General features: G+C 69.7%; 16 protein-coding genes and 1 tRNA gene. 11 read left to right on the top strand and 6 right to left on the bottom strand.

Going from position 1 to position 16,886, the window contains the following annotated elements; genetic code table 11:
* Window positions 1-28: 28 nt before the first annotated feature.
* The 4 genes from yidC to rpmH are packed head-to-tail and all read right to left on the bottom strand — an operon-like array spanning window position 29 to window position 1,881.
* Window positions 29-1,006, bottom strand: a complete 978-nt coding sequence (gene yidC, locus AB0F98_RS09600) for a membrane protein insertase YidC (protein ID WP_357731409.1) — start codon at window positions 1,004-1,006, stop codon at window positions 29-31.
* The gene (yidD, locus tag AB0F98_RS09605; RefSeq protein ID WP_217696738.1) at window positions 1,003-1,248 is read right to left on the bottom strand and encodes a membrane protein insertion efficiency factor YidD; all 246 of its coding nucleotides are present in this window, start codon (window positions 1,246-1,248) and stop codon (window positions 1,003-1,005) included. The genes yidC and yidD overlap by 4 nt, the downstream gene beginning before the upstream one ends.
* A gap of 44 nt (window positions 1,249-1,292) precedes the next feature.
* Window positions 1,293-1,706, bottom strand: a complete 414-nt coding sequence (gene rnpA, locus AB0F98_RS09610; RefSeq protein ID WP_350785684.1) for a ribonuclease P protein component — start codon at window positions 1,704-1,706, stop codon at window positions 1,293-1,295.
* 37 nt (window positions 1,707-1,743) lie between these two features.
* Window positions 1,744-1,881, bottom strand: coding sequence for a 50S ribosomal protein L34 (rpmH, locus tag AB0F98_RS09615; protein WP_007073824.1), 138 nt, complete (start codon window positions 1,879-1,881; stop codon window positions 1,744-1,746).
* Between the two features lie 629 nt (window positions 1,882-2,510).
* Here rpmH and dnaA point away from each other — a divergent pair.
* From dnaA to AB0F98_RS09640, 5 genes are all read left to right on the top strand, one after another.
* Window positions 2,511-4,322, top strand: a complete 1,812-nt coding sequence (dnaA, locus tag AB0F98_RS09620) for a chromosomal replication initiator protein DnaA (RefSeq protein ID WP_357731414.1) — start codon at window positions 2,511-2,513, stop codon at window positions 4,320-4,322.
* Window positions 4,323-5,106: 784 nt separating this feature from the next.
* Window positions 5,107-6,240, top strand: coding sequence for a DNA polymerase III subunit beta (dnaN, locus tag AB0F98_RS09625; protein WP_357731418.1), 1,134 nt, complete (start codon window positions 5,107-5,109; stop codon window positions 6,238-6,240).
* Window positions 6,241-6,278: 38 nt separating this feature from the next.
* Window positions 6,279-7,151, top strand: a complete 873-nt coding sequence (gene gnd / locus AB0F98_RS09630; RefSeq protein ID WP_357731422.1) for a phosphogluconate dehydrogenase (NAD(+)-dependent, decarboxylating) — start codon at window positions 6,279-6,281, stop codon at window positions 7,149-7,151.
* 16 nt (window positions 7,152-7,167) lie between these two features.
* On the top strand, window positions 7,168-8,301 hold the full coding sequence (gene recF / locus AB0F98_RS09635; protein ID WP_357731426.1) for a DNA replication/repair protein RecF: 1,134 nt from the start codon (window positions 7,168-7,170) through the stop codon (window positions 8,299-8,301).
* Between the two features lie 52 nt (window positions 8,302-8,353).
* On the top strand, window positions 8,354-9,028 hold the full coding sequence (locus AB0F98_RS09640) for a DciA family protein (protein ID WP_357731429.1): 675 nt from the start codon (window positions 8,354-8,356) through the stop codon (window positions 9,026-9,028).
* Between the two features lie 18 nt (window positions 9,029-9,046).
* Here the strand turns inward: AB0F98_RS09640 and AB0F98_RS09645 are convergent, their stop codons facing one another.
* Window positions 9,047-9,268, bottom strand: coding sequence for a hypothetical protein (locus AB0F98_RS09645; RefSeq protein ID WP_357731432.1), 222 nt, complete (start codon window positions 9,266-9,268; stop codon window positions 9,047-9,049).
* Window positions 9,269-9,384: 116 nt separating this feature from the next.
* Here AB0F98_RS09645 and AB0F98_RS09650 point away from each other — a divergent pair, with 116 nt between their 5' ends.
* On the top strand, window positions 9,385-9,840 hold the full coding sequence (locus AB0F98_RS09650; RefSeq protein WP_357732442.1) for a MarR family transcriptional regulator: 456 nt from the start codon (window positions 9,385-9,387) through the stop codon (window positions 9,838-9,840).
* Window positions 9,841-9,902: 62 nt separating this feature from the next.
* On the opposite strand, the gene AB0F98_RS09655 is transcribed toward AB0F98_RS09650, so the two are convergent.
* On the bottom strand, window positions 9,903-10,484 hold the full coding sequence (locus AB0F98_RS09655; RefSeq protein WP_357731435.1) for a hypothetical protein: 582 nt from the start codon (window positions 10,482-10,484) through the stop codon (window positions 9,903-9,905).
* Window positions 10,485-11,012: 528 nt separating this feature from the next.
* Here AB0F98_RS09655 and gyrB point away from each other — a divergent pair.
* The 5 genes from gyrB (at window position 11,013) to AB0F98_RS09680 (ending at window position 16,864) form a co-directional block, all read left to right on the top strand.
* A complete protein-coding gene (gene gyrB / locus AB0F98_RS09660; RefSeq protein WP_357731438.1) occupies window positions 11,013-12,959 on the top strand; it encodes a DNA topoisomerase (ATP-hydrolyzing) subunit B in 1,947 nt (648 codons plus the stop codon).
* Window positions 12,960-13,089: 130 nt separating this feature from the next.
* The gene (gene gyrA / locus AB0F98_RS09665) at window positions 13,090-15,609 is read left to right on the top strand and encodes a DNA gyrase subunit A (protein ID WP_357731441.1); all 2,520 of its coding nucleotides are present in this window, start codon (window positions 13,090-13,092) and stop codon (window positions 15,607-15,609) included.
* Window positions 15,610-15,613: 4 nt separating this feature from the next.
* Window positions 15,614-16,474, top strand: coding sequence for a DUF3566 domain-containing protein (locus AB0F98_RS09670; protein WP_357731444.1), 861 nt, complete (start codon window positions 15,614-15,616; stop codon window positions 16,472-16,474).
* A 144-nt stretch (window positions 16,475-16,618) separates the two neighbouring features.
* Window positions 16,619-16,692, top strand: a tRNA-Ile gene (locus AB0F98_RS09675).
* 43 nt (window positions 16,693-16,735) lie between these two features.
* Complete coding sequence (locus tag AB0F98_RS09680) at window positions 16,736-16,864, top strand: DLW-39 family protein (RefSeq protein WP_217696734.1); 129 nt, start codon at window positions 16,736-16,738, stop codon at window positions 16,862-16,864.
* Window positions 16,865-16,886: the final 22 nt, after the last annotated feature.

Genomic DNA, 16,886 nt, shown 5'->3' on the forward strand with positions numbered 1-16,886 from the left:
ACGGTCTCCCGCGGCGGCCCGGATCACGTCAGCCCTGCCGCTTGGCGGGGCGCCCCTTCTTCGGGTTGGCCGGCTTCGCGCCCGGCTTCGGCGCGGCGACCTTCGGTGCGGTGGCCTTGGTCGGCACCTGCGGGGCGGGCTTGCGACCGAACAAGCCACTCGTCTTGGCCGGCTGCACCGGGTTGCGGGTCGACGTCGCGGCCTTGGAGGCGGTGGGCGGCGGTGGGTACTTGCGGAGCACCCACTGCTGCTGGCCGAGCGTGAAGAGGTTGTTGGTGACCCAGTAGATGATCACACCGATCGGGAAGATCGAACCGGACACCAGGAGCGAGAGCGGGATGCCGTAGAGCATCAGCCGCTGGATCATCCGCTGCTGCGGGTCCTCGGCCCAGCCGGTCTTGAGGATCATCTGGCGGCTGGTGAGGTAGGTGGTACCCATCATCACCAGGACCAGGACGCCGGCGATGAGCTTGACGGTGGTGCCGTTCGCGCCCAGATTGGCCAGTTCTTCGGAGGTCGAGCCGAAACGGCCGGAGATCGGGGCGGTGAAGAGCTTCGCGCTCGAGGCGCTGTTGAACTGGTCGACGGTCCAGCCGTACAGCGTCTTGAGCTGGTTGTCCGGGTTGAGCCGCTTGAGCGTGTGGAACAGGCCCAGGAAGACGGGGATCTGGAGGAACATCGGAAGGCAGCCCATGAGGGGGTTGGCCTTTTCCTTCCGGTAGAGCTCCATCATCTCCTTCTGGAGCGTCTCCCGGTCACCCTTGTGCTTCTCCTGCAGCGCCTTGACCTGGGGCTGCAACGCCTGCATCGCGCGCTGCGACTTGATCTGCTTGACGAAGACCGGGAACAGGATCACCCGGACGGTGACCACCAGGAAGAAGATGGCCAGGATCCAGGCGAAGTTCGTGCCGATGACGGCGTCGACGGGCACTCCGATGGCATCCCAGGCCGAGTGCCAGGTCAGCAGGATCCACGAAATCGCGTAGTAGATCCAGTCAAGACTCAATTCGGAGCTCCAGTCACATCGGCACGGCGGCGACCGCCCGGCTCCGGCACCGGGTCATGTCCACCTGGGTGGAAGGGATGGCAGCGCAACAACCGCCGGACCGCCAGCCCGGTCCCGCGGACCGCGCCGTGCCGGCCCACCGCCTCTAGCGCGTACGCACTGCACGACGGGTAGAACCGACAGCGAGCCGGCAGTGCCGGACTTATCCAACGACGGTACGCGATGATGGGCCCGATCAGCACACGCGCGGCCAGGCTGTTGGGCCGGGGAGCGGCCGAACCGAAGCTCACCGGCGCCGCCTACGGGGCACCTGGGCGGCGGCGATCGCGGCGTCCAGGTCGGCGCCGAGCCGCGGGTAGGACACGTCGGCGGCCTCCGGCAGCGCTCGAACGACCAACGTGCTGCCCGGGGGCAGTTCGCCAAGCCGTTCCCGGACGAGGTGCCGCAGGCGGCGGCGGACCCGGTTACGGACGACCGCCGGCCCGACGGCCTTGGATACGACGAAGCCGGCGCGAGTCGGCGCGGACGACTGCTCCGCGCCGGCGTTGCGCGCCGGCTCCGACGAGGTCGGTGTCGCTGGCTCGGGAGAGATCGGCAGGGTCAGGTGCACCACGACCGCGCCACGGCCGGCGCGTCGCCCACCCCGGACCGCTGCGGCGAAGTCGGTGCTGCGCCGCAGTCGCTGCGCGGCGGCCAGCACGACTGCCTCACGTCTCCCCGGACCTGCCCGGTCGGCCTCAGGCCGACAGGCGGGCGCGGCCCTTGGCGCGACGGGTCGAGAGGATGGCCCGCCCGGCCCGGGTGCGCATGCGCAGCCGGAAGCCGTGGGTCTTGGCGCGCCGGCGGTTGTTCGGCTGGTAGGTGCGCTTGCTCACGTCAGGCTCTCCGTTGTCCTACGTCCCGGGACGGTGAGGACCCGGGAGTCGTGTGGTGGTCCAGGCCACTACGCGGTGGCCTCCAATCGGCGCTGCCCGACGACGCGGCACCTCACCGATTCGGGGAGACCTACGCGGGCAGCAAGCACCCATCACCCTAGCAGAGGGCGTGAGAGCAGCCGCTCCAGCCTACGCAGGGAGGCAATGACCGTCAAACAGCACCGCCTGGGCCCGTACGGACGCGCCGACGACCGAAGCGGCGGTTTTCGCTCATACCGAGAACGCGCGGGCCGCGTCGCCGGTTGATGGCGCAGGGACAACGCTGTTACCGTGCCCGATTGCGGTCGGCGTCGGGGGTTGAATCGTCGGCGACCGGCAAGACCGGACAAGGTAGTGAATCGTTCGGCACGGTGTACCCGCTTCAGCGCCCGATCAGGCAGGGGCAGGTCCCACCCGCGTCCGACGAACGGCCACAATCGGTCGGTACACAGGCTGTGGATAACTTGTGGACGACGACTGGTCGGCCGTTCGGGTGGTAAAGCGCCATCCGCGCTCACGCGGCGGGCCCGCGACGGCCGGCTGGCAGACAGCGACGGCCGGGGAGCAGAGGCGAGGGGGGTGGCACGACGGTGGCCGGTTCGACCGACCTTGCCGCGGTGTGGACGGCGACGACCGACGAACTCGCCGACGAGATCATCTCCGCGCAGCAGCGGGCCTACCTCCGGCTGACCCGACTGCGCGCGATCGTCGAGGACACCGCGCTGCTCTCCGTACCGGACGCCTTCACCCGGGACGTGATCGAGTCCCGGCTGCGCCCGGCGATCACCGAGGCGCTCACCCGCCGTCTCGGCCGGCCGATCCAGGTGGCGGTCACCGTACGGGTCGCCGAGGACCCGGCCGGGCGACCGGCCGGAACCGTATACCGCAGCGCCCCGGAACCAGGGCCGATCGATCGGGAGATGGGGCCGGCGGATCTGCTCGACGCGCCCCACCCGGCCGCGCGGCCGGACCCGCCGATCCCCGAACAGCCGCAGCCGGACCGGACGCTGGAGCATTCGCCGCAGCTCGTCGAACCGCACCATCCGGACTTCGGCCCGGGCCGGGACGCGCAGGAGGCGCTGTTCAGCACCGCGTTCGCCGATCCGACGCCGGCCCCGTCGCCGGCTCCGGCCCCGCGGACCGCACCGGAGCGGCGCGCTTTCGACGAACAGGCTGCCCGGCTCGACCCACCTGGCCCGGACGCTCGCCCCTACGAACCCCGGTACCGGGAGGAAGCCCCGTCGCCACGTGATCAGCACGTGATCCGGGCGCTGCCCCGTGATGGTGCGACCGACAGTGGTCCCGGCCGTGGTGGCACGGATCACCGGTCGGGGCTGCGCGACGACCGCCGGCTACCGGGAGCCGACACCGGCGGCAACCGGCTCAACCCGAAGTACATGTTCGAGACGTTCGTCATCGGCTCGTCGAACCGCTTCGCGCACGCCGCGTCGGTCGCGGTGGCCGAGTCACCGGCGAAGGCGTACAACCCGCTCTTCATCTACGGCAGTTCCGGGCTCGGCAAGACCCACCTGCTGCACGCCATCGGGCACTACGCCACGACTCTCGGGAACGCCCGCTCGGTCCGCTACGTCTCGACCGAGGAATTCACCAACGACTTCATCAACTCGCTGCGGGACGACAAGACCAGCGCGTTCCAGCGGCGGTACCGGGACGTGGACATCCTCCTGATCGACGACATCCAGTTCCTGGAGAACCGGGAGCGGACCCAGGAGGAGTTCTTCCACACCTTCAACACCCTGCACAACGCCAACAAGCAGATCGTGATCACCTCCGACCGCTCGCCGAAGCAGCTGGCGACCCTGGAGGACCGGCTGCGTACCCGGTTCGAGTGGGGGCTGCTCGCCGACATCCAGCCGCCGGACCTGGAGACGCGAATCGCGATCCTGCAGAAGAAGGCGGCCCAGGAGCGGCTCTACGCGCCGCCGGACGTACTGGAGTTCATCGCCTCCCGGGTGTCGAACTCGATTCGCGAGCTTGAGGGCGCGCTGATCCGGGTGACCGCGTTCGCGAGCCTCACCCGGTCGACGGTCGAGCTGTCCCTGGCCGAGGAGGTGCTCCGGGACTTCATCCCAGACGGCGCCGGCCCGGAGATCACCGCCGACCAGATCATGGTCTCCACGGCCGACTACTTCGGGGTCAGCCTGGAGGATCTGCGCGGGCACTCGCGGTCCCGGGTCCTCGTCAACGCCCGCCAGGTGGCCATGTACCTCTGCCGGGAGTTGACAGACCTCTCGCTGCCCAGGATCGGGCAGGCGTTCGGTGGACGCGACCACACCACGGTCATGCACGCAGACCGGAAGATCCGGCAGCAGATGGCCGAGCGCCGCTCGCTCTACAACCAGATCGCCGAGCTGACCAACCGGATCAAGCAGAACACCTGAGGCGTACGCGGGCCGCACGCGGCGGCCGCGGTGCATGACCGAGTGACCCGAGCCCCGCCCACGGCGGGGCTCGACGCTTTCCACAACCCGGTCGCTTGACCCTCGAGCCGGTCGAACCCACAGGATCGTGGCCGTGTCCGTCCACCGCCCGCGATCGTTGTCCACATCCCGTTGTCCACCGACGGTGGATAACTACGCTAGGTCCGCTCTCGGCTACCCACAGGTTGTGGACAACCCCTGGGGACAGGGTGTGGACGACTGGGGACAACGGGGCCGTCATCCACCGATGACGGTCGACCTGTGGGCAAGCTGTTGAAGGTTCTGGGGATGACGACGGATCGGACGGTCCGGACGATCCACAGGCCTGGGGAGAAAGTCGGTGGATTGGCGGTGGATAACCGGTGGACAACGGTGGACAACCTGGGGGCAGTCGCGGCCTGTGGACTGCGAGCCGGGTTTACCCCCCGGTTCTCCACAGCCAAATCACCGGTGGATAACCTGTCTCACCTGCGCAAACGCCGGTTCTCCACAGTTTGCACAGGTGCGATGAAGACGATGAGTTATCTCTTCTGAAAGAACAAAAACCAATCATCACCGTTGGACTTTCTGTGGATCGGGCCGGACGCTGCCGAGGCAGCGGTGAGCAGGGACTCCCTCCGTGGGGTCGGGCACACAGCCGATGTCGTCGCGTCTTAAGGTGCGATGAGTACCCGCCCCGTCGGGCGGGTCGGCAGGCAGCGGTCGGCATGAGAGAGTTGTCGTCGACGTCGACGCGGAGGCATTGATGAAGTTCCGAGTGGAGCGCGACGCGCTCGCCGAGGCCGTGGCCTGGACCGCGAAGAGCCTGCCCAACCGGCCGTCCGTCCCGGTGCTGGCCGGCGTGATGCTCCGGGTCACCGACGGAAACCTGCAGGTCTCCGGGTTCGACTACGAGGTCTCCAGCCAGGTGACCGTCGAGGTGCAGGGAGACGCCGACGGCGCGGCCCTGGTCAGCGGCCGGCTCCTCGCCGAGATCACCAAGGCGCTGCCGGCCAAGCCGGTGGACATCGCCGCGGTGGGGGCCCACCTCGAGCTGGTCTGCGGCAGCGCCCGGTTCACCCTGCCCACGATGCCGGTGGAGGACTACCCGTCCCTGCCGGAGATGCCGGAGAGCGCCGGCACCGTCGACGCGGCCACCTTCGCAGCCGCGGTCGCCCAGGTCGCCATCGCCGCCGGACGGGACGAAACCCTGCCGATGATGACCGGTGTCCGGATCGAGCTGTCCGGCAGCACCCTGGCGATGCTCGCCACCGACCGCTACCGGCTGGCGCTGCGCGAGATCCAGTGGAACCCGGACGACCCGGATGTGAGCATCAATGCCCTGGTGCCCGCCCGTACCCTGCACGACACCGCCAAGGCCCTTGGTCCGATCGGCGGCGAGGTCACGCTGGCGCTGGCCGCGGGGGGCGCCGGCGAAGGCATGATCGGCTTCGCCGGAGGTACCCGGCGTACGACCAGCCGCCTGCTCGACGGCGCCAACTACCCGCCGGTCCGCTCGCTCTTCCCGAGCAGTCACAACGCCGAGGCCCGGGTTTCGGTCAGCACCCTGATCGAGGTCGTCAAGCGGGTGGCGCTGGTGGCCGAGCGGACCACTCCGGTGCTGCTCAGCTTCAGCGCGGACGGGCTCGTGGTCGAGGCCGGTGGGTCCGAGGAGGCGCGCGCCAGCGAGGCGATGGAGGCCACCTTCACCGGCGACCCGCTCACCATCGGCTTCAACCCGCAGTACCTGATCGACGGCCTGGCCAACCTGGGCGCACAGACCGCAGTACTCTCGTTCGTCGACGCCTTCAAGCCCGCGGTGATCTCGCCCGCCGGGGAGGATGGCGAGGTCGTACCGGGGTACCGCTACCTCATCATGCCGATCCGCGTGTCCCGCTGATCGCGCCCGCAACACCCACGCACCGGAGGTAAGAACACATGCAGCTCGGCCTGGTAGGACTCGGCCGGATGGGCGGCAACATGCGCGAGCGGTTGCGCGCCGCCGGCCACGAGGTGGTCGGTTTCGACCACAACGCGGAGCTGAGCGACGTTGCGTCCCTCGCGGAGCTGGCGGAGAAGCTCGAGTCGCCGCGGGCCGTCTGGGTGATGGTCCCGGCCGGCGTCACCGACGAGACCATCGACGCGCTCGCCGAGGTGCTCGGCGAGGGCGACATCATCATCGACGGCGGCAACTCGCGGTTCAGCGACGACGCGCCCCGGGCCGAGCGGCTGAACGAGCAGGGCATCGGCTACATCGACGTCGGGGTCTCCGGCGGCGTCTGGGGCCGGCAGAACGGCTACGCGCTGATGGTCGGTGGCGCCGAGGAGCACGTCGCCCGGCTGATGCCGATCTTCGAGTCGCTCAAGCCGGAGGGCGAGTTCGGTTTCGTGCACGCCGGCCCGGTCGGAGCCGGTCACTACGCGAAGATGGTGCACAACGGCATCGAGTACGGCCTGATGCACGCCTACGCCGAGGGCTACGAGCTGCTGGCCGCCTCCGAGCTGGTCACCAACGTGCCGGGCGTCTTCAAGTCGTGGCGTGAGGGCACCGTCGTCCGGTCCTGGCTGCTCGACCTGCTCGACCGGGCCCTCGACGAGGACCCGGAGCTGACCGAGCTGAGCGGCTACACCGAGGACACCGGCGAGGGCCGGTGGACGGTGGACGAGGCGGTCCGGCTGGCCGTGCCGCTGAACGTCATCACCGCCTCGCTCTTCGCCCGGTTCGCCTCGCGTCAGGAGGACTCGCCCGCGATGAAGGCGGTGGCCGCGCTGCGTCAGCAGTTCGGCGGGCACGCCGTCCGTAAGCGCTGAGCGGTATCCACAACCTGTGTACGTCCGCCGGCTGGAACTGGTCGACTTCCGCTCGTACGAGCAGGTCGGCGTGGACCTGGAGCCGGGGGCGAACGTCCTGATCGGCGCCAACGGCGTCGGCAAGACGAACCTGATCGAGGCGCTCGGCTACGTGGCGACCCTGGACAGTCACCGGGTCGCCACGGACGCGCCGCTGGTACGAATGGGTGCCGGTTCGGCCGTGATCCGCTGCGCGATCGTGCACGACGAGCGGGAGCTGCTGGTCGAGCTGGAGATCGTTCCGGGTAAGGCGAACCGGGCACGGCTGGGCCGTTCCCCGGCTCGTCGGGCCCGGGACGTCCTCGGCGCGCTGCGGCTGGTGCTCTTCGCTCCGGAGGACCTCGAACTCGTCCGGGGCGACCCGGCCGAGCGCCGCCGTTACCTGGATGACCTGCTGGTCAGCCGGCAGCCGCGGTTCGCCGGGGTACGGGCCGACTACGAGCGGGTGGTCAAGCAGCGCAACGCCCTGCTGCGCACCGCGTACCTGGCCCGCAAGACGGGCGGGTCGCGGGGCGGCGACCTGTCGACCCTCGCCGTCTGGGACACGCATCTAGCCCGCCACGGGTCGGAACTGCTCGCCGGCCGGCTGGAGCTGGTCGCGGCGCTGACCCCACACGTCGCGAAGGCGTACGACGCGGTCGCCGCGGGGCGCGGAGCCGCCGGGATCGCGTATCGGCCGTCGGTGGAGCTGCCCGAGCCGACCCCGGACCGGGCCGCGCTCGCCGAGGCGCTGACGGCCGCGCTGGCCGAGTCGCGGTCGGCGGAGATCGAGCGGGGCACCACGCTGGTCGGCCCGCATCGGGACGAGCTGGCGCTCACCCTCGGTCCGCTGCCCGCGAAGGGGTACGCGAGCCACGGCGAGTCATGGTCGTTCGCGCTGGCGCTGCGCCTGGCCGGGTACGACCTGCTGCGCGCCGACGGGATCGAGCCGGTGCTGGTGCTCGACGACGTCTTCGCCGAGCTGGACGCCGGGCGTCGGGAACGGCTGGCCGAGCTGGTCGGCGGGGCCAGTCAGCTGCTGGTGACCTGTGCGGTCGACGACGACGTGCCCGCCGCGCTGCGGGGCGCTCGGTACGCGGTGGGCGACGGGACGGTGAGCCGTGCCGAATGATCCGGAGGGCACCGGGGCCGGTGGGGCGGGCACGGGTGGACCGAGTCGCGCCGTGCCGACCGGGCGCCGGGGTGCGCGTACCCCGGCCGACGGCGGGACCGACCGGCGGGACCAGGCGGCCGCTCGGGGCGCTACCGGCTCGGACGCCGCGGCCGGCGACGGTGGGCTCCGGCCCGACGGTCCCGGCCCGACGGGGGTTGTCGATGGCGCCGACCCGGACGGACTGTCGGGGCCACAGTTGGCGCGTGCGGTGCTCGATGCGGCGAAGGCTCGGCGGGACACGAAGCCCGCGGCCCGCCGGCGGGGCTCGGCCGGTGGTGGCGGTGCCGGCGAGCGGCGGATGCGCGGCTACTCGGGTCCCGGGCCGGATCCGCGTGACCCGCAGCCGCTGAGTGCCGTGCTGGACCGGCTGATGAAGGCCCGGGGCTGGCAGCAGCCGGCCGCGGAGGCGACGGTCTTCGGCGCGTGGGAGCGGGTGGTCGGGCCGGAGGTGGCGCAGCACAGCCGCCCGGTGAAGCTGGAGAACGGGGAGCTGACCGTCGAGGCGCGCAGTACCGCCTGGGCGACCCAGCTGCGCCTGCTCGCCGGTTCATTGTTGAAGCAGATCGCTCGCGAGGTCGGCCACAACGTGGTGCGCAAACTGCACATCCACGGCCCGGCCGCGCCGTCGTGGTCCCGTGGGCCGCGCCGGGTCCGTGGTCGCGGCCCGCGGGACACGTACGGCTGATCGCGGTTTCGCGGCGGCTCAGTTGCCGTTGCGGGCCTCGCGGGCGGCGCGCTTGCGTTCCCGCTGCTCCCGGCTGTAGCGCTTGCGGTTCTCCAGGTCCTGCTTCCACATTTCCCGGGCCACCGCCGAACCGCCCTGGACGGCACCCTGGACCTCGGCCGGCCCGGCCAGGTGCTTGTACGCCCACCTCATGAGCCGGCCGCCCTCACCCGGCTTCTGGACCGGCTTCTCCTCGGCCATCGCCACCCCACCTCTCTGATGGTTGGACTACCAACAATTGGTGTACCAATAGTTGGGGCACCAAATGCCGGTACGATAGCACCGGTCTACGAGGGGGGCGAGTAGTGCGCGAGGAGATGGCCGACCGGGATCCGCTGGCCCTGGAGGAGCAGGTCTGCTTCGCGCTCTCGGTCGCCGCGCGCAGCGTCGTCGCGGTCTACCGCCCGCTGCTTGAGCCGATGGGGCTGACCCATCCCCAGTACCTGGTGATGCTGGCGCTCTGGCAGTACGCCCCGCTCTCCGTGCGCGAGCTCAGCCGGCTGCTGCAACTGGACCCGGGCACCCTTTCGCCGCTGCTCAAGCGGCTGGAGGCGACCGGCTACGTACACCGCGAGCGGGCCGCCGCCGACGAGCGCAGCCTCGCCGTCACGCTGACCGCCGCCGGAGAGGCGCTGCGGGTGCAGGCGGAGCAGATTCCGGCCGCGATCGTGGAGCGGCTCGGGCTGCCGGTGTCGGAGCTGCGGCAGCTGCACGCCGCGCTCACCACCGTCATCGCCGCCGCGAACCGCGCCGAGGCCGCGCCGCTCTCCTGACTGAGGGGGAGTTGCTCTGCCGGGCCCGTCTGACGGTGGTGGGCCCGGCAGAGGTCCGCCCGTCAGGAGTGCGTCGCCCGGCGCGGAGCGGCCGACTCGGCGTAGACGGCGAAGCCGCGGTCGGCACAGCGCCGGTAGAAGGCAGCCAGGACCCCCAACTCGGCGCAGGTGAAGTTCCACTGCGGCGGCTCGCCGCTCTCGTCGCGCAGGCCGTCGAGCCGCCCGTCCAACCAGCGCAGCTGCTGCTCGGCCAGGCGCCCGTCACCGAGCAGCTCGCGCAGCACCGCGCTCACCGACTCGAACGTCACCGTCTCGCCGTGCGGCCGGTGCCCGGCGACGAACCGCTCGATGCCGTCGGCGATCCAGCCGCAGCCGTCCGGGTCGATCACCGGATCCTCGTCCTCCGCGGCGGCGTCCGTGGCGTAGAGCACACCCTCCAAGCCGAGCAGCAGGTCGACCAGTTCCGTGTACGCGGTCGCCCGGACCGTGCCGGTCTTCGCGATCAATTCGGCCAGCGCGGCTGTCGGCGCGGAGATCCTCGGCAGATCGACGATCTCGCCGAAGTCGACGAACTCGGCCGGTGCGACCGGGTCGTAGAAGCGGCCGGTACGCGGCCAGTGGACCGCGACGTTGTCCAGCCCCATCTGGGGTCACCTCTTAACAGCACGTGTGGGGTTGATCGGGTCGATCGTCCGGTTCCGGCCGAGAAAGATCAAGTCCGGTCCTGGACCGCCGCCAACGTACGGCACCACCGACGGCTCCGCGACCCCTCGACCCGCCCGACCCGGGGTGCCCTCGCGAGCGGCACGGCCCGTCGATCTTGGCGTGGCGCGTGGGGGGAGTCGTGGACGCGGCGATTCGGCCCGCTACGGAGTTCTCAGCCCTTCTGCGAGGGTGCCGAGTGGCGGTTCTACCCCCAACGCACAGTAAGATTGGCGTAGAGACGAAGACCCGGTGCGGAGCGACGAGACACGGGCCCCGAAAGGGCCCGCGATCATTGTCCACGTCGGGTCGAGCCGATCGCGATCCGCGGGCAACCGCGGCGACCGGCGCGTACCGACCCGTGACCGGACTCCTCCGGTGCCGGTCCGCGCCGACGTCGCGTCCTGTCCGCCGAACCCGCGTCCGAAGCGCCCATCCCGGGTGCTCACGGCGCGAGAAAGTGGCCGAGGGTGGCAGCGCAGGACAACCAGCAGTACGGCGCAGAATCGATCACCGTTCTCGAAGGACTCGAGGCGGTCCGCAAGCGGCCCGGCATGTACATCGGGTCGACCGGCGAGCGGGGTCTGCACCACCTCGTCTGGGAGGTCGTGGACAACGCGGTCGACGAGGCCCTGGCCGGCTACTGCGACACCATCGACGTGGTGCTGCTCGCCGACGGTGGCGTCCGGGTGACCGACAACGGCCGCGGCTTCCCCGTCGACCTGCACCCCAAATTGAAGAAGCCGGGCGTCGAGGTGGCGCTGACGGTGCTGCACGCCGGTGGCAAGTTCGACGGCAAGGCGTACGCCGTCTCCGGTGGTCTGCACGGCGTCGGCGTCTCGGTGGTGAACGCCCTCTCCACGAGGATGGCCGTCGAGATCCAGAAGGACGGCTTCTTCTGGCGGCAGCAGTACACCAACTCGAAGCCCAGCACGTTGGAGAAGGGCGAGCCGACCGAGAACACCGGCTCGGCGGTGTCGTTCTGGCCCGACCCGGCGGTCTTCGAGACGGTGGAGTTCGACTTCCAGACCATCTACCGGCGGCTCCAGGAGATGGCCTTCCTCACCCGGGGCCTCACCATCCACCTGCTCGACGAGCGGGTACCGGAGGACGAGGACGGCAAGACCCGCGAGGTCACCTTCCACTACGAGGGTGGCATCGCCGACTTCGTCCGGCACCTCAACGCCTCGAAGAACCCGATCCACAAGACGGTGGTCGAGTTCGGCGCCGAGGAGGCCGGCATGTCGGTCGAGATCGCCATGCAGTGGAACGAGTCGTACGGCGAGTCGGTCTACACCTTCGCCAACAACATCAACACCCACGAGGGCGGCACCCACGAGGAGGGCTTCCGGGCCGCGCTGACCAGCGTCGTCAACCGCTACGGCACGGAGCGGAAGCTGCTCAAGGGCGACGAGCGGCTCTCCGGCGAGGACATCCGCGAGGGCCTGGCCGCGATCATCTCGGTCAAGCTCACCGACCCGCAGTTCGAGGGCCAGACCAAGACCAAGCTGGGCAACACCCCGGTCAAGGGCTTCGTGCAGCGGGTCTGCAACGAGTCGCTCGTCGACTGGTTCGACCGCAACCCGGCCGAGGCGAAGATCATCATCCAGAAGGCCTCCCAGGCGGCCCGGGCGCGCATCGCCGCCCAGCAGGCGCGCAAGCTGGCGCGGCGCAAGTCGCTGCTGGAGTCCGGCTCGATGCCCGGCAAGCTGGCCGACTGCCAGTCCACCGACCCGCGCGAGTCCGAGGTGTTCATCGTCGAGGGTGACTCGGCGGGCGGTTCGGCGAAGCAGGGCCGCGATCCGCGGACCCAGGCGATCCTGCCGATCCGCGGCAAGATCCTCAACGTGGAGAAGGCCCGGATCGACCGGGTGCTGAAGAACAACGAGGTCCAGGCGCTCATCACCGCGCTGGGCACCGGCATCCACGACGACTTCGACATCGAGAAGCTGCGCTACCACAAGATCGTGCTGATGGCCGACGCGGACGTCGACGGCCAGCACATCCAGACGTTGCTGCTCACCCTGCTCTTCCGCTTCATGCGGCCGCTGGTCGAGCTGGGTCACGTCTACCTGGCGGCCCCGCCGCTCTACAAGATCAAGTGGAACAAGAAGGGCGACGACGCGCAGTACGCGTACTCCGACCGGGAGCGCGACGGCCTGATCGCGCTGCGCCAGCAGCAGAAGCCCAACGCGAAGCCGGACGACATCCAGCGGTTCAAGGGTCTCGGCGAGATGAACTATCCCGAGCTGTGGGAGACGACGATGAACCCGGCGACCCGCACCCTGCGTCAGGTCACGCTCGACGACGCGGCGACCGCCGACGAGTTGTTCAGCGTTCTGATGGGTGAGGACGTCGAGGCACGCCGGTCGTTCATCCAGCGCAACGCCAAGGACGTCCGGTTCCTGGACATCTGACGGTCATCGGCGGGCCGGCTGGTCATCCACCGGCCGACCCGCCGATCCACAGAGTTATCCACAGCCGGGCCGGTATCCACAGCGGTTATCCACAGCACGAAAACGACTCTCAGTCTGATAAGGGTAAACAGTGACCGATTCCCCCGAGTCCACACCGAACGAGCCCGAGGCCACCGAGGCCGCCGGCGCAGTGGTCGCGCACGACCGGATCGAACCGGTCGGGCTCGAGGTGGAGATGCAGCGCTCCTACCTCGACTACGCCATGAGCGTCATCGTCGGGCGTGCGCTGCCGGATGTCCGGGACGGGCTCAAGCCGGTCCACCGCAAGATCCTCTACGCGATGTTCGACTCCGGCTACCGGCCGGACCGCGGCTACGTGAAGTGCTCCCGCGTCGTCGGCGACGTGATGGGTCAGTTCCACCCGCACGGCGACTCGGCGATCTACGACGCGCTGGTCCGGATGGCCCAACCGTGGTCGTTGCGTTACCCGCTCGTCGACGGCAACGGCAACTTCGGCTCGCCGGGTAACGACCCGGCCGCGGCCATGCGATACACCGAGTGCAAGCTCGATCCGCTGGCCATGGAGATGCTGCGGGACATCGACGAGGACACCGTCGACCTGCAGGACAACTACGACGGCCGGGCCAAGGAGCCCACCATTCTGCCGTCCCGGATCCCGAACCTGCTGATCAACGGCTCCGAAGGCATCGCGGTCGGCATGGCCACCAAGATCCCGCCGCACAACCTGCGCGAGATCGGTGCGGCGGTGCAGTGGTGCCTGGAGAACCCGGACGCGGACGAGGCGACGACCCTCGAGGCGTTGCTGGAGATCGTCAAGGGCCCTGACTTTCCGACCCATGGCCTGATCGTCGGCCAGGCGGGGATCCAGGACGCGTACCGGACCGGTCGCGGTTCGATCCGGATGCGGGCCGTGGTGGAGGTCGAGGAGGACAAGCGCGGCCGGCCCGCGCTGGTCGTGAGCGAGCTGCCCTACCAGGTCAACCCGGACAACCTCGCCGAGCGGATCGCCGAGCTGATCAAGGAAGGCAAGCTCGGCGGCATCGCCGACATCCGGGACGAGTCCTCCGGGCGTACCGGCATGCGGATCGTGCTCGTGCTCAAGCGCGACGCGGTGGCCAAGGTCGTGCTGAACAACCTCTACAAGCACACGCAGCTCCAGGAGACCTTCGGCGCCAACATGCTGGCGCTGGTCGACGGAGTGCCGCGCACGCTCAACCTCGCCCAGTTCCTCCGGTACTACGTCGAGCACCAGATCGAGGTCATCCGCCGGCGCACGGCGTTCCGGCTCCGCAAGGCGGAGGAGCGGGCGCACATCCTGCGCGGTCTGTCCAAGGCGCTCGACGCCCTCGACGAGGTGATCGCCCTGATCCGGCGCTCGCCCACGGTCGAGGACGCCCGGCAGGGCCTGGTCCGGCTGCTGGAGATCGACGAGATCCAAGCGACCGCGATCCTGGACATGCAGCTGCGCCGCCTGGCCGCCCTGGAGCGGCAGCGGATCCTCGACGATCTGGCCAAGCTCGAACTCGAGATCGCCGACCTCAAGGACATCCTGGCCAAGCCCGAGCGGCAGCGGAGGATCGTCTCCGAGGAGCTGGGCGAGATCGTCGCCAAGTGGGGTGACGACCGGCGGACGAAGATCGTCCCGTTCGAGGGCGAGGTCTCGATGGAGGACCTCATCGCCCGCGAGGACGTGGTGGTCACGATCACCCGCACCGGGTACGCCAAGCGCACCCGGGTCGACCAGTACCGCTCCCAGCGTCGTGGCGGCAAGGGCGTCAGCGGCGCGAGCCTCCGCCAGGACGACATCGTCAGTCACTTCTTCGTCTGCTCGACGCACGACTGGATCCTGTTCTTCACCAACAAGGGCAGGGTGTACCGGGCGAAGGCGTACGAGCTTCCGGAAGCCAGTAGGGTGGCCAAGGGTCAGCACGTGGCCAATCTGCTCGCCTTCCAACCGGACGAGCAGATCGCACAGATCATCGAGATTCCGAACTACCAGGTGGCTCCCTACCTGGTACTGGCCACGAAGAACGGCCTGGTGAAGAAGACGCGGCTCGAGGAGTTCGACTCCAACCGTTCCGGCGGCATCATCGCGATCAACCTGCGCGATGAGGACGAGCTGGTCGGTGCTGCGCTGGTCGGACCGGAGGACGACCTGCTGCTGGTCTCCAAGAACGCGCAGGCGATCCGGTTCAACGCCACCGACGAGGCGCTGCGGCCGATGGGCCGGGCCACCTCGGGCGTGATCGGGATGCGCTTCGCCGAGGACGACGTGCTGCTGGCCATGGAGGTCGTCCGGCCGGGGCTGGACGTGCTGGTGGCGACGAACGGTGGATACGCGAAACGTACCCCCATCGAGGAATACCCGGTCCAGGGCCGGGGAGGTAAAGGCGTGCTGACTGCGAAGATCACAGAGCGCCGGGGTGGTCTGGTCGGCGCGGTGGTGATCGATCCGGACGACGAGCTGTTCGCGATCACCAGCAACGGTGGTGTCATCCGGACTCCGGTGAAGCCTGTACGCCGTACGCGTGACCGGAACACAATGGGGGTCAAGCTGATGGACCTTCCGGACGGCGTGACTATCGTGGCGATTGCTCGCAATGCCGACGAGCCTGACGAACAGGACTAGTTGAATGACGGAGACACAGGCGAAGTCGGGGAACGCGGGGTCCTCGGCCAACCCGGTCGACGAGGAGGCCGCAGGAGGCGGCGCATCGGCGACCGGCCGAGCGGCCGTGGGCCGCGCGACGGTCCCCGCCGACGCGCCTGCCCCGAAATTCACCCGGGCCCCCGGGATGACACCCCCTCCGGACAAGCCGACCGAAGACGAGGGAGCCAGCGAGAAGACACAGGCGGTGTCGGCCGACGCCGCGGCGAAGGCGGCCGGCGCCGCCCGGTCTTCGAGCAGCACCCAGCAGATTCCGGTCCGTGCAGGTGTGTCCGCCACCGGCACTCAGCCTCGAGTCAGCGGTGCGGCGACGTCGGACGCCGCCCGGCCGGGGTCCGGCCGCGCACCCAACGGCGGTGGCCTCCCGGCCGGGCTCGGCAACCCGTCCGCTGTCGGGGCTGCTCGGGTCGGTGACGCCGTGCGCGCCGCCCGTTCGTCCGTGAGCTCGGCCGCGTCGCGCGGACCGCGCCGGGCCCGGCTGAACCTGAAGCGGATCGACCCCTGGTCCGTGATGAAGTTCGCGTTCGCCGTGTCGGTGGTGCTCTTCATCGTGGTCGTGGTGGCCACCTCGGTGCTGTACCTCGCGCTGGACGCCATGGGTGTCTTCCAGAGCGTCAACGACAGCCTGACCGACCTGTTCAACGCCGGCGGCCAGAGCGCCGACGGCTTCCAGGTCACCGCCAAGGGCGTGATCCTCAGCTCGGCGCTGATCGGCCTGGTCAACGTCGTGCTCTTCACGGCGCTCGCCACCCTTGGGGCGTTCGTCTACAACGTCTGCGCCGACCTGGTCGGCGGAGTCGAGCTGACGCTCGCCGAGCGGGACTAGATCCACCGGACGCCGGGGCGCCGCAGAAAGCGGTCGTCCCGGCGTTCCGTACTCCGATAGGTTCGACGGCGACGGGCGGCGCGCAGAGCCACCCCCGATTTGGGGCGGCGCGCGCTGATGGGTTAACCTTGCTCGTCGCTACGCGGGGCTATAGCTCAGTCGGTTAGAGCGCAGAGCTGATAACTCTGAGGTCGCTGGTTCGATTCCAGCTAGCCCCACCGCACGTCCTCCGACGGCAGCCGAGCGCAAGGGGTCGCCCCAATGGTCAAGAAGCTTCTGATTCTGGTCGGCGTTGTCGGCGTGGCCGCCGTTGTGGCCCGCAAGATCAAGGCTTCCAACGATGAGCGCGCCCTCTGGCACGAGGCGACCACGGCGCCTGACCTGCGCTGAGACGCCGTAAGCCACAACTGAC

The sequence above is a fragment of the Micromonospora sp. NPDC023737 genome (genome assembly GCF_040639715.1).
GTDB lineage: Bacteria > Actinomycetota > Actinomycetes > Mycobacteriales > Micromonosporaceae > Micromonospora.

Bases quoted from the DNA above. Each gene is read 5' to 3' on its own strand.
- AB0F98_RS09655 (WP_357731435.1), bottom strand. From the start codon at position 10,484: ATGGGGCTGGACAACGTCGCGGTCCACTGGCCGCGTACCGGCCGCTTC.
- AB0F98_RS09645 (WP_357731432.1), bottom strand. From the start codon at position 9,268: ATGGCCGAGGAGAAGCCGGTCCAGAAGCCGGGTGAGGGCGGCCGGCTC.
- AB0F98_RS09670 (WP_357731444.1), top strand. From the start codon at position 15,614: ATGACGGAGACACAGGCGAAGTCGGGGAACGCGGGGTCCTCGGCCAAC.
- dnaN (WP_357731418.1), top strand. From the start codon at position 5,107: ATGAAGTTCCGAGTGGAGCGCGACGCGCTCGCCGAGGCCGTGGCCTGG.
- AB0F98_RS09680 (WP_217696734.1), top strand. From the start codon at position 16,736: ATGGTCAAGAAGCTTCTGATTCTGGTCGGCGTTGTCGGCGTGGCCGCC.
- AB0F98_RS09650 (WP_357732442.1), top strand. From the start codon at position 9,385: ATGGCCGACCGGGATCCGCTGGCCCTGGAGGAGCAGGTCTGCTTCGCG.
- gnd (WP_357731422.1), top strand. From the start codon at position 6,279: ATGCAGCTCGGCCTGGTAGGACTCGGCCGGATGGGCGGCAACATGCGC.